The organism is Quadrisphaera sp. DVD1, assembly GCF_058932755.1.
Genome location: NZ_JBZYWI010000012.1, coordinates 24,578 through 35,389, shown reverse-complemented (window position 1 = coordinate 35,389; position 10,812 = coordinate 24,578). Strand labels below are relative to the sequence as shown.

Annotated in this window: 12 protein-coding genes and 1 pseudogene; 7 read left to right on the top strand and 6 right to left on the bottom strand. The window is 76.9% G+C overall.

Annotated features, from left to right (window positions below):
* A pseudogene (locus tag AC5FZL_RS02625) lies at window positions 1-180 on the bottom strand (1-deoxy-D-xylulose-5-phosphate reductoisomerase); the annotation flags it as partial.
* 55 nt (window positions 181-235) lie between these two features.
* Window positions 236-1,219 (bottom strand): aldo/keto reductase, encoded by a 984-nt coding sequence (locus AC5FZL_RS02620; RefSeq protein WP_493617013.1) that lies wholly within the window; start codon window positions 1,217-1,219, stop codon window positions 236-238.
* Between the two features lie 43 nt (window positions 1,220-1,262).
* Between AC5FZL_RS02620 and gabT the strand changes: the two genes are divergently transcribed.
* Both gabT and ypfJ read left to right on the top strand, forming a co-directional pair.
* Window positions 1,263-2,651, top strand: coding sequence for a 4-aminobutyrate--2-oxoglutarate transaminase (gabT, locus tag AC5FZL_RS02615; RefSeq protein WP_493617012.1), 1,389 nt, complete (start codon window positions 1,263-1,265; stop codon window positions 2,649-2,651).
* Window positions 2,648-3,535, top strand: coding sequence for a KPN_02809 family neutral zinc metallopeptidase (gene ypfJ / locus AC5FZL_RS02610; protein ID WP_493617011.1), 888 nt, complete (start codon window positions 2,648-2,650; stop codon window positions 3,533-3,535). Before gabT ends, ypfJ begins: the two co-directional genes overlap by 4 nt.
* On the opposite strand, the gene AC5FZL_RS02605 is transcribed toward ypfJ, so the two are convergent.
* Both AC5FZL_RS02605 and AC5FZL_RS02600 read right to left on the bottom strand, forming a co-directional pair.
* The gene (locus AC5FZL_RS02605) at window positions 3,532-3,924 is read right to left on the bottom strand and encodes a hypothetical protein (RefSeq protein ID WP_493617010.1); all 393 of its coding nucleotides are present in this window, start codon (window positions 3,922-3,924) and stop codon (window positions 3,532-3,534) included. The genes ypfJ and AC5FZL_RS02605 overlap by 4 nt on opposite strands.
* 69 nt (window positions 3,925-3,993) lie before the next feature.
* Window positions 3,994-4,896: a hypothetical protein gene (locus tag AC5FZL_RS02600; protein ID WP_493617009.1), complete on the bottom strand. Its 903-nt coding sequence runs from the start codon at window positions 4,894-4,896 to the stop codon at window positions 3,994-3,996.
* A gap of 40 nt (window positions 4,897-4,936) precedes the next feature.
* Here AC5FZL_RS02600 and AC5FZL_RS02595 point away from each other — a divergent pair, with 40 nt between their 5' ends.
* Window positions 4,937-6,049: an NAD(P)-binding domain-containing protein gene (locus AC5FZL_RS02595; RefSeq protein WP_493617008.1), complete on the top strand. Its 1,113-nt coding sequence runs from the start codon at window positions 4,937-4,939 to the stop codon at window positions 6,047-6,049.
* 323 nt (window positions 6,050-6,372) lie between these two features.
* On the opposite strand, the gene AC5FZL_RS02590 is transcribed toward AC5FZL_RS02595, so the two are convergent.
* The gene (locus tag AC5FZL_RS02590) at window positions 6,373-7,023 is read right to left on the bottom strand and encodes an ANTAR domain-containing protein (RefSeq protein WP_493617007.1); all 651 of its coding nucleotides are present in this window, start codon (window positions 7,021-7,023) and stop codon (window positions 6,373-6,375) included.
* Window positions 7,024-7,458: 435 nt separating this feature from the next.
* Between AC5FZL_RS02590 and AC5FZL_RS02585 the strand changes: the two genes are divergently transcribed.
* Window positions 7,459-8,004, top strand: coding sequence for a DUF2231 domain-containing protein (locus AC5FZL_RS02585; RefSeq protein ID WP_493617006.1), 546 nt, complete (start codon window positions 7,459-7,461; stop codon window positions 8,002-8,004).
* Window positions 8,005-8,043: 39 nt separating this feature from the next.
* On the opposite strand, the gene AC5FZL_RS02580 is transcribed toward AC5FZL_RS02585, so the two are convergent.
* Window positions 8,044-8,871, bottom strand: a complete 828-nt coding sequence (locus tag AC5FZL_RS02580) for an EamA family transporter (protein WP_493617005.1) — start codon at window positions 8,869-8,871, stop codon at window positions 8,044-8,046.
* A gap of 185 nt (window positions 8,872-9,056) precedes the next feature.
* Between AC5FZL_RS02580 and AC5FZL_RS02575 the strand changes: the two genes are divergently transcribed.
* The 3 genes from AC5FZL_RS02575 to AC5FZL_RS02565 all read left to right on the top strand — a co-directional run bounded on the left by AC5FZL_RS02575 (window position 9,057) and on the right by AC5FZL_RS02565 (window position 10,768).
* A complete protein-coding gene (locus AC5FZL_RS02575; protein WP_493617004.1) occupies window positions 9,057-9,926 on the top strand; it encodes an AraC family transcriptional regulator in 870 nt (289 codons plus the stop codon).
* Window positions 9,927-9,997: 71 nt separating this feature from the next.
* Window positions 9,998-10,201 (top strand): helix-hairpin-helix domain-containing protein, encoded by a 204-nt coding sequence (locus tag AC5FZL_RS02570; protein ID WP_493617003.1) that lies wholly within the window; start codon window positions 9,998-10,000, stop codon window positions 10,199-10,201.
* A 51-nt stretch (window positions 10,202-10,252) separates the two neighbouring features.
* On the top strand, window positions 10,253-10,768 hold the full coding sequence (locus tag AC5FZL_RS02565) for a putative immunity protein (RefSeq protein ID WP_493617002.1): 516 nt from the start codon (window positions 10,253-10,255) through the stop codon (window positions 10,766-10,768).
* Window positions 10,769-10,812 lie beyond the last annotated feature (44 nt).

The following is a 10,812-nucleotide window of genomic DNA, read 5'->3' as shown; positions in this document are numbered from 1 at the left end:
CAGGCGCACGGCCTGGGCGGCGAGCGCCGCGACGTCCCCGCCCCCGGCCGCCACGGCGACCACGCGCAGCTGGTCGCCGTGGCGGGCGACGACGTCCTCGGCCTGGGTGCCGATCGAGCCGGTGGAGCCCAGGAGGACGACGTCGCGGCGCTGCGGGGGCTCGGCGTGCTGGACCTGCATGGGCGCCATTGTGGGCGCCCGGCCTGACAGGTCCCTGACAGCGCCCCCGCAGCCCTCAGGCGCCGGCGTCGGTGATGGCGTGCAGCTCGTCGGCCGAGAGCTCCATGAGCGCCCCGGCGACCAGGGGCCGCAGCTGCTGGGGCGTGCGGGCCGAGGCGATCGGCACCATCCCCTGGGCGCGCAGCCAGGCGAGCGCGACCGAGGCGACCTCGGCGTCGCGGCCGCGGGCGACCTCGCTGACGGCGTCCAGCACCGCCCACCCAGCCTCGTTCATGAAGCGGTCCCGCACGCCGCCCGAGCGCGCGCTGTCCGGCAGGTCGCCCTCGCGGGAGTACTTGCCGGAGAGGAACCCCGACGCCAGCGTGGAGTAGGGCAGCGCGAGCAGGCCGGCCTCGGCGGCGGCGGCGAGCACCTCCGGGTCGGTGCGCGAGACGGCGCTGCCCTCGTTCTGCACCGCCACGGGCCCGGGCAGGCCGGCCTCGCGGGCGGCGGCCACGGCGGCCCGGACGCGGGCGGCGGACCAGTTGCTCACGCCCCAGCTGCGGGCCCGGCCGTCGGCCACGAGCGAGGCGAAGGTCTCCACGACCTCCTCGACCGGTCGCTCCTCCTCGTCGACGTGGGCGTAGTAGAGGTCGACGGCGTCGCGCTGCAGGCGGCCCAGCGAGGCGTCGATCGCGGCGTCCACCGAGGCGCGGGACAGGTCGGCGCCGGGGAGCATGCCGGTCTTGGTGGCCACGAGGAACCCGCCGCCCACGCCGCGCTCGGCCGCCCAGCGCCCGATCACGGCCTCGCTCTCGCCGCCGGAGTTGCCCTCGACCCAGGCGGAGTACACGTCGGCGGTGTCGACGAGGTTCCCGCCGGCGTCCGCGAAGGCGTCGAGGACGGCGTGCGAGGCCTCCTCGTCGGCGGTCCAGCCGAAGACGTTGCCGCCCAGGCACAGCGGGAAGACCCCGCGGCCGCCCTCGCCCAGCGGGACGGTGCCGGTGCCGGTGGTGGTCGTCGTGGGGGGCCAGGGGGTGGAGGCGGTGGTCTGAGTCATGCCGGCCAGTCTGCGGTGGCCCCGCGGGCCTACGCTCGTCGGCATGACGACGACGGCCGCGCAGAGCGGCGTGCAGAGCGGCGGGCAGGGCGGCGTGGAGGGCGGCGTGGAGCAGGTCCGCCGGCTGGTCACCGAGGTGCCGGGCCCGCGCTCGCGGGCGCTGCACGAGCGCAGGGCCGCCGTGGTGGCCCGCGGGGTCGGCTCGACCCTGCCGGTCTACGTCGAGCGGGCCTCCGGGGCCGTGGTCGTCGACGTCGACGGCAACTCCCTCATCGACCTCGGCTCGGGCATCGCTGTGGTCAACGTCGGGCACACCCAGCCCCGCGTCGTGGCCGCCGCCCAGGAGCAGCTGGCCGACTTCACCCACACCTGCTTCATGGTGACCCCGTACGAGGAGTACGTGGCGGTCTGCGAGGCGCTGGTGCGCCTCGTGCCCGTCGAGGGCCCGGCCCGGGCCGCGCTGTTCAACTCCGGGGCCGAGGCGGTGGAGAACGCGGTCAAGGTCGCCCGCCACGCCACCGGCCGCGACGCCGTCGTGGTCTTCGACCACGCCTACCACGGGCGCACGAACCTCACGATGGCCATGACCGCCAAGGCCATGCCCTACAAGCGCGGCTTCGGCCCGTTCGCCGGCGAGGTGTACCGCGCACCGATGTCGTACCCGTTCCGCGACCCGGCCGGCATGACCGGCGAGCAGGCCGCGGCGCGCGCCATCGACGTCATCGAGAAGCAGGTGGGCGCCGAGGAGGTCGCCTGCCTGGTGATCGAGCCGGTCCAGGGCGAGGGCGGGTTCATCGACCCCGCGCCGGGGTTCCTCCCCGCCCTGGAGGCGTGGTGCCGCTCGCACGGCGTGCTGCTCGTGGCCGACGAGGTCCAGACCGGCTTCGCCCGCACCGGCGACGTCTTCGCCTGCGAGCACGAGGGCGTGCACCCGGACCTCGTGGCGGTGGCCAAGGGGATCGCCGGCGGCCTGCCGCTGTCGGCCGTCGTCGGCCGCGCCGAGGTGATGGACGCCGTCCACGTCGGCGGGCTGGGCGGCACCTACGGGGGCAACGCGGTGGCCTGCGCCGCCGCGCTCGGGGCCGTCGCGGCGATGGAGGAGCTCGACCTGCCGGCCGCCGCCCGCCGGATCGAGGCGCAGATGCTGCGGCGGCTGCGCGCGATGGCGACGGCGCACCCCGGCATCGGGGACGTCCGCGGCCGGGGGGCGATGCTGGCGATCGAGCTCGTGCAGCCCGGCACGACCACCCCGGACGCCGCGGCCGCCGCCGCGATCAGCGGCGCCTGCCACGCCGCCGGGGTGATCACCCTGACCTGCGGCACCGACGGCAACGTGCTCCGTTTCCTGCCGCCGCTGACCATCGACGAGGCGCTGCTCGACGACGCGCTCGACGTGCTGGAGGCGGCGGTCTCGGCCACCCTCGCCGGGTGACCTTCAACCGCGGCATCCGCCTGGACCCCGACCGCGTCCGCACCAGCGGCGGGAGGGGCCGCGGGGTCGCCGTCGGCGGCGGGGTCGGCGGCCTGGTCGTCGTCGTGGTCGCCCTGCTGCTCGGCGTCGACCCCGGCCAGCTCACCGGCGGCACGGGCGGCACCGGCGGCACCGGGGGCGGGGGGGCGCCCGACGTCAGCCAGTGCCGCAGCGGCGAGGCCGCGAACGCCGACGTCGACTGCCGCATCGTGGCCACGGTCGAGTCGCTCGACGCCGTGTGGGCCGAGCTGCTGCCCCGCTCCGGCGCGGAGTACGTGCAGCCGCAGGTCCAGCTGTTCCGCGACGACGTGAGCACCGCCTGCGGGCCGGCGACCACCGCCGTCGGGCCGTTCTACTGCCCGGCCGACCAGACGGCGTACTTCGACACGAGCTTCTTCTCGGTGCTCGTCGACCAGTTCGGCTCCAGCGGAGGGCCGCTGGCGCAGGAGTACGTCGTGGCCCACGAGTTCGGCCACCACGTCCAGGCCCAGCTCGGGCTGCTCGACCAGGTGCAGGCCGACCCCGCGGGCGCCGAGTCGGCCGCCGTGCGCTCGGAGCTGCAGGCCGACTGCCTGGCCGGGGTGTGGGCCGGGTACGCCGCGAGCACCCCGGACCCGGACACGGGCCTGCCCTTCCTGGAGCAGCTCACCGACGCCGACGTCGCCGACGCGCTGTCCGCGGCCGCCTCGGTCGGCGACGACCGGATCCAGGAGACCGCGCAGGGCCGCACCGACCCCGAGACGTACACCCACGGCACGAGCGAGCAGCGCCAGCGGTGGTTCACCACCGGCTACACCGGCGGCACGGTCGAGGGTTGCGACACCGCCGCCCCGGCCGAGCTCTAGGCCCCGCCCACCCGCACGGCGAAGGCGCCCGCCCGGCGCAGCACCGCGGTGGCGGCCGGCAGCCACCCCGGGTCCCCGCCGGGGTCGACGGACGTCGGCGCGGACGGCAGGTAGGCGAGGAACCGCGCGGTGCCGGGCACGTGGCGGCGCAGCACGAGGACGGCGGCCAGCGGCGTCCCGTCGGCGTCGAACCAGCCGAGGGCGCTGGCGGACCACCCGGGCGTGGACGCGACCCACGGCGGAGGGCGCAGGGCCGCGGCGGCGCGCGGGTCGAGGACGGCCGCGACCTCCTCCGCCGGGGCCAGGCGCACCCGCGGGCGGGCGAACGGCTCCCCCGGGTGCGGCGCCGCGGCGGTCGGGGGCTCGCGGTGCAGGGTGCTGGTGGCCATGGGCCGAGCCTGGCCCGCCACCGGCACGGCCGGCGTCCGCTCAGCGGTGGGTCTTCTCGGGCCCCGGGGTCATCCCCGAGGATGACGCCCCGGCCGCTCGAGGTCTGCCACGAGGCGGGACAGGAACGCCGCGCCCGCCTCGTCGTTGACCGCGACCGGCTCGGTCAGCACCGGGTAGGGCCGCTGGAGCAGCCCGTCGGCCGGGCGCACGTCGACGTGGCTGACCTCCAGGCCACGGGCGTGCAGCCAGTCGGCCATCGCGTAGTCGGTGCGCGAGTCGCCGACCGTGAACCAGGCGCGCGGCGCCTCGCCGTCGGCGGCCAGCAGCTCCAGGGCGCGCTCGGCGCCGAAGTCCTTGCCGAGCACGACGGACTCGATGTCGGTGGAGATGATCGTGGGATCGACGCGGAACTGGACCGCCCCCGTGGCGTCGGGCACCACGCGCTCGCCGAGGCGGGCGCCGAGCCCGAAGGGGGCGAAGGCCGCGAGCGCGTCGGCGTCGAAGGCGTCCCGCACCCGGGCGTAGTCGGCGGCCGGCACGTCGACGTGCTGCTCCACCGAGACCATCGCCCGCTTGGTGGCGTCGAAGAACATGGCGTCGGCGTACCGCTCGGCCACGAGGTCCTCGATCACCCGCCCGTACGCGGCGGGCACCGCGAGCGCCTCGTCGACGACCACCTCGGTGTCGCCGCCCGGGTGGACGGTGAACCAGACGGCGCCCTTCTCGCAGACCGCGTGCAGCCGGGCGCCGGCGGGGATGCCGGCAGCCCGCAGCGGGGGCAGCACCTGAGCGGCGAGGAAGGCGTCGGAGCGGCCGGTGTTGAACACGACCGGGACGCCCGCGGCGAGCAGCGCCACGAGGTCCGGGACGATGCTGGGCTGGACGATGCTGCGGGTGAGCGGGCTGGCGATCGGCCCGTCGACGTCGAGGAGCAGGCCGTACGGGGGCGCGGGGTCCAGCACTGGGGTCACCGGCCCATCCTCCCGCACGCCGATGGGCGACCATCGACGCGTGCCCGCCGACCCCGTCCTGCTCGACGCCGTCGTGGTCGGGGCCGGCCAGGCCGGGCTGTCGGCGTCCTGGCACCTGCGCCGCACGGGCGTCGAGCACCTGCTGCTGGACGCCGGCGAGGCGCCGGGAGGCGCCTGGCGCCACCGGTGGCCGACGCTGACGATGGCCACGGTCAACGGCGTCCACGACCTGCCCGGCGCCCCGATGCCGACGGTCGACCCCGCCGCCCCGGCGGCGGAGGCGGTCAGCGCCTACTTCGCCGCCTACGAGCGCGAGCAGCACCTGCCCGTGGTGCGCCCGGTGGCGGTGCGAGCCGTGCGCCGCGGCGAGGGCCACCTCGCCGACCGGCTCGTCCTCGAGGCCGCCGACGGCCGCCGGTGGGCCGCGCGGGCGGTGCTCAGCGCCACCGGCACCTGGACCCGCCCCTTCTGGCCCCGCTACCCCGGCCAGGAGGCGTTCGCCGGCCGCCAGCTGCACACCGCCGACTACCGGGGCCCCGACGGGCTCGCCGGGGCCTCCGTGGTCGTCGTCGGGGGCGGGATCTCCGCCGTCCAGCTGCTCGTGGAGGTCGCCGCCGTCGCGCGCACGACGTGGGTCACCCGCCGCCCGCCGGTCTTCCGCGACGAGCCGTTCGACGCCGACGCCGGCCGGCGGGCGGTCGCGCTCGTCGAGCAGCGGGTGCGGGCGGGGCTGCCGCCGGGCAGCGTCGTGTCCGTCACCGGGCTGCCGTGGACGCCGGCCCTGCGCGCCGCTGCCGCGAGCGGCGTCCTGGACCGCCTGCCGGTGATGGACCGGATCGTGCCCGACGGGATCGCCTGGGACGCGCCGGTGGGACCCCACGGCCGCACGCACGTGGCCGCCGACGTCCTGCTGTGGTGCACCGGTTTCCGCTCGGCGCTGGACCACCTCGCCCCGCTGCGCCTGCGCGAGCCCGGCGGCGGGATCCGCGTGGAGGGCACCCGGGCCGTCCGCGAGCCGCGGCTGCACCTCCTCGGCTACGGCCCCTCGGCCAGCACCGTGGGCGCCAACCGCGCCGGGCGCGACGCCGCCCGGGAGGTGCGGGCGCTGCTCGCAGCCGCTGCACCGGTGCTGCCCTGGACAGCGCCTCGGTGACTCCTGACCTGCCCACCGCGGGCGGTCCCTCGTCACCGATCGCGCCCTGCGGTCCTCGTGGACGTCGGTGCGGCCAGCAGGAGGGAGCCGCACCGACCACGGCCGACAGCACCAGGAACGACAACAGGGCCCACCCCACCAGGGCGGGCGCACCCGGTGACGCGGGCGGGCGCGCCCGGTCGTCGGGGTGCGACGGCGGCCGCGTCCGCCGCCTGAGATGCTGCCGCCGAGCCCGTCGCAGGGCCCGGGTCCTGGTGATGGGCAGGCCCGGTGGTCCAGAAGCCGGCCACCGGGCCGCTCACCACGAGGTCGAGCGGCGCGGTCTACCGGAGCGCGGTGCGGATGCTGCCCGGGAAGGCGCCGGTGGTCACCACGCGTCGGGCGACCTCGCGCAGGCGGGTGTTCGTGTCCTGCGACGTGCGCGAGAGCGCAGCGAACGCCCGATCGGCGTCCAGGCCGCAGCGCTCCATGAGGATGCCCGTGGCCTGCCCGATGATCGCGTGGCTGTCCCTGGCGGTGCGCAGCTGCTCGATCTCCTGCGCCGCGGACAGCGCGATCGCGGCGTGGGTGGCGAAGACCAGCCCGATGGCCTCCGACTCCTGCGGGAACGCCCGGGGCTGCTCGGCGTACAGGTTCAGCGCCCCCAGCGTGCGACCGCGGACGAACAGCTGGAAGCACAGCATCGAACGGACTCCCGCCTCGACGGCGCGGGAGGTGAACGCCGTCCACCGCTCGTCCGAGGCGAGGTCGTCCACGCGCACGGTCTGCTGGGCCCACAGCGCCTGCAGGCACGGCCCCTCGCCGACCTCGGCCTGCAGGGCGTCGAGCTTCTCCGGCATCGCGCCGGTGGTCGCACGCGACTCCAGCCGCCCGCTGTCGGTGACCAGCGTGATGCCGGCGTGCCCGGCTCCGGGGATCCCGGTCAGCACGCGCGCGGTGATCATCTGCAGGGTGCCCTCGACATCACCGTGCACGCTCTGCAGCGACCGCGCCAGGTCGCTCGTCGCCGCAGCCAGACCGCGGGAGGGCGCCTGGCTCCCCCACCGGTCAGCGCTCCCCTCCCCGCTCTGGGGGCTGCGCGCAGACCCGTCCGCCGGACCCGGCGCAGACCCGTCCTGGTGGTCCACAGCTGCCCTACCCGTTCCTCGCGCTGACAGGGGAGGCGACGCCGGGACCCGCTCAGCACCAGCCGCGGCCGCCGCCCATCCCCAACCGGGTCGCCGCACACCGCTATTCCCCCACCGCCCGGTCGTCACCGGTGGCCGGCCGTCGTCGGGACGGCTCCGCCAGGGCCGGGCCGTCGACCGAGCTCGCGCAGCGGCGACACCCGCTCCGGGCGGGCCGGCACGCTCAGCAGAGCGGGACGTGACGGCTTCCGAGGGCGACGGCCAGCGGCGTACCGTGAGCGCGTGGCACCGAGGCCCCTGCCGCAGCGCGTCGCCCGGGCGGTCGGCGAGAGCCCGCTCTCCGAGCGCCTCGCCCGTGCTCAGGAGGTGGTCTACCGGCCGCTCATCGAGTGGGTACGGCGCAGCCCGCTGCACACCGGCGTGCTCGGTCACTCCCTGCACCCGTCGCTGACCGACGTGACCACCGGGTGCTGGCTCAGCACGTCCCTCCTCGACCTCGCCGGAGGGTCCGAGTCGCGTCGCGGCGCGACGCTCCTCGCCGGGTTCGGAGTGCTGGCGTCCGTGCCGACGGCCCTCGCCGGCGCCGGCGACTGGGCGGAGCTGTCAGGCGCCGAGCGCCGGATCGGTGCGGTCCACTCGCTCGGCACGGACGCCGCCACCTTCCTCTTCATCGGCTCGCTCGCCGCACGCCTGCGCGGCGGGCACCGGACCGGCACGACGCTCGCCCTGGCCGGCAACGCGGTCGTCGCGGGTGCGGGCTTCCTCGGCGGGCACCTGGCCCTGCACCGCGGAACTGCTCGCCGAGCCTTCACGGACGAGCCCGACTAGCGCCCTCGTCGGCTGTCGCCACCTCCGCGGCGGCGGCCGTCAGCCGCCCACGACGAGGAGCACGCCGGCGAGCGCCAGGGCGGCGCCGGCCCACTGCGCCGGTCGGGGGCGCTCGTGCAGCACCACCCGGGCCAGCGCGATGGTGACCAGCGGGTAGAGGCTGGCCAGCACCGCGGCCAGCGACAGCAGCGTGCGGGCGCTCGCGAGGGTGTAGGCGAGGTTCGCGGCGGTGTCGAGCAGCCCCACGGCCACGGCGGCCGGCAGGGCCCGGGCCGGCGCGGAGGTCCGCGTCAGCACCAGGGCCACGACGAACACGGTCACGCTGGTGGCCCGGCTGGCGCCGACCCCGGTGAGGGCGTCGACGGCGCCGGCGCGCTGCAGGGCGACCAGCTGCACACCGGAGAGGAGCGCTGCCGCCACGGACAGGACGACGCTGAGCCGGTGGTCGGTGGGCGGCTCGTGCGCCACCTGCCGGCTGGCGAGGACCACGCCGCACAGCGCCACGACGATGCCCGAGGTGCTCACCGCCCCGGGGCGCTCGCCAGCGGCGACGCCGACGAGCACGGGCACCGCCGCGGAGGTGGCCACGACGGGGGCGACGACGCTCATCGTCCCCACCGCCAGGGCCCGGTAGAAGCACGTGACGCTGCCGACGGAGAGGACGCCGGCGACCACCCCCCAGCCGATCGCCGCGTGCTCCACCTGCCCGCGCGCCACGAGGACGAGCACCAGCGCGACCAGTCCGGCACCCTGGCTGCCGGTGACCACCACCAGCAGCGGCAGCTGCCGGCTCAGCCGGCCGCCGGCGAAGTCGCCCGTCCCCCACAGCAGCGACGCGGACAGCGCCAGCACCAGACCGCTCACCATCGCGCCACCCTGCAGGCACCGCCCGGCCGTGGCCAGCGGCGGTGTCGTCGGCTCCGCACCTCGCCCCGCGGCGGCCGGTGGCCCCCGGGCCGGGAACCGCTGACCGGCAGCTGATCGCGACGGACCGCGATGATCGGGTCTCGCGGCGCGTCGAGGGGGCAGGCTCGACAGCGGAAGGGGGCCCCGTGATCGCCTGGCTCAACCGGCTCGTGGACCTCGTGGAGGAGAGCCTCACCGAGGACCTCGACGTCGCACGCCTCGCGGCCGCGCTCGGGACGACCGAGCACCACCTGCGCCGCATGTTCTCCTGGCTGGCCGGGATGGGGCTGTCGGAGTACGTGCGCCGCAGGCGCATGACCGTCGCCGCGGCGGAGGTCGTCACGGGGGCGGAGGACCTGCTGACGATCGCGGTGCGCTACGGCTACGGCTCGGCGGAGGCGTTCGGCCGGGCGTTCCGGTCGGTCCACGGCGCCGGTCCCGGCGAGGTCCGGCGCGACGGCGGCCCCCTCCGCACCCGACCGCGCACCAAGTTCCGCCTCACCGTCGAAGGAGCGAGCCCCATGGACGTCCGGATCGTCACCCGACCCGCCTTCCGCCTCGCCGGGCACGCTGCCCGCGTGCCCCCCGTGCACCGCGGGACCAACCCCGCCATCCAGGAGCACGTCAGGTCCGTCCCCCCGCAGGAGCACGCGCGGCTGAAGGCCCTGAGCGACGCCGAGCCGTCCGGCCTGCTCGCCGTCAGCACCGACCTCGAGCCGGACCGCGAGGAGGGCACCGATCTCACCCACCTGCACGGTGTGGCCCTCGCGGAGGCCACGGCCGTGCCCGAGGACCTCGACGTGGTCCCCGTACCGGCCGGGTCCTGGGCGGTGTTCCGGGCCTCGGGCCCCTACCCGCAGACCCTCCAGGACGTCTGGGCCGCCACCGCGACCGAGTGGTTCCCCTCGAACCCCTGGCGCCTGCGCCCCGGCCCCGAGATCGTCGCGGTGATCGACCGTGCCGACGACTTCAGCGCCGCCACGGTCGAGCTGTCGCTGCCCGTCGAGGAGGCCTGACGCGGCCCCGCAGCGATGAGTCGCTGCGCTCGCGCCGGTCGACGCTCGTGGGCATCGTGGGAGGAGGCGTCATGACGGATCTGCCCAGGGAGATCGGAGGGCCCGCTGCGCGAGCCCTCGGCTCCGCCGGGGTCCGGGACCTGGAGTCGCTGACGCACTGGGAGGAGGGCGCCGTGGGGGCCCTCCACGGTGTCGGCCCGAAGGCCGTCGCGGTGCTGCGGGCAGCGCTGGCCGGCCAGGGGCTCGGCTTCGCCGGACCGCCCGAGGGCCGCTGAGCCCGGCCCGGCTGCACCGCTCCAGACACGGCACGACGAGGGAGGTGGACCATGATCCTGCCGCCGGTGCCGGACCCTCGTCTCGTCACGCTCCGCCGCGGCGGGCTCCTCACGGACCCCCACCACCACCTGCTCGCCCTGTGGGCGGCGGCCTGCGCCGAGCACGTCCTCGACCTCTTCGAGGCGGCGCGGCCGGACGACCGGCGACCGCGCGAGGCGATCGAGCACGCCCGTGCGTGGGCGCGCGGTGAGGTGGCGATGATGCAGGCCCGTGCGGCGGGTGGACGCGCGATGGGGGCGGCGCGAGACCTGCGGGGGGCCGCTCGGCACGCGGCGTACGCCGCCGGTCAGGCCGGCGTCGTGGCGCACGTGGCCGCGCACGACCTCGGCGCCGCGGCGTACGCCATCAAGGCCGTGCGGGCGGCTGTGCCGGCCGAGGAGGCGGAGGCTGCTGGGCGACTGGAGTGCGGGTGGCAGAGGGACCAGCTGCCCGCCCCGGTGCGGGCGCTCGTCCTCGACGACCAGCGGGTGCGGAACGCGCTGTGCTGGTCGGTGTTCGACTGCTGAGGGCTGAGGGCCCCGCCCCGTGCGCGGAGGGCATAGCGTCCCGC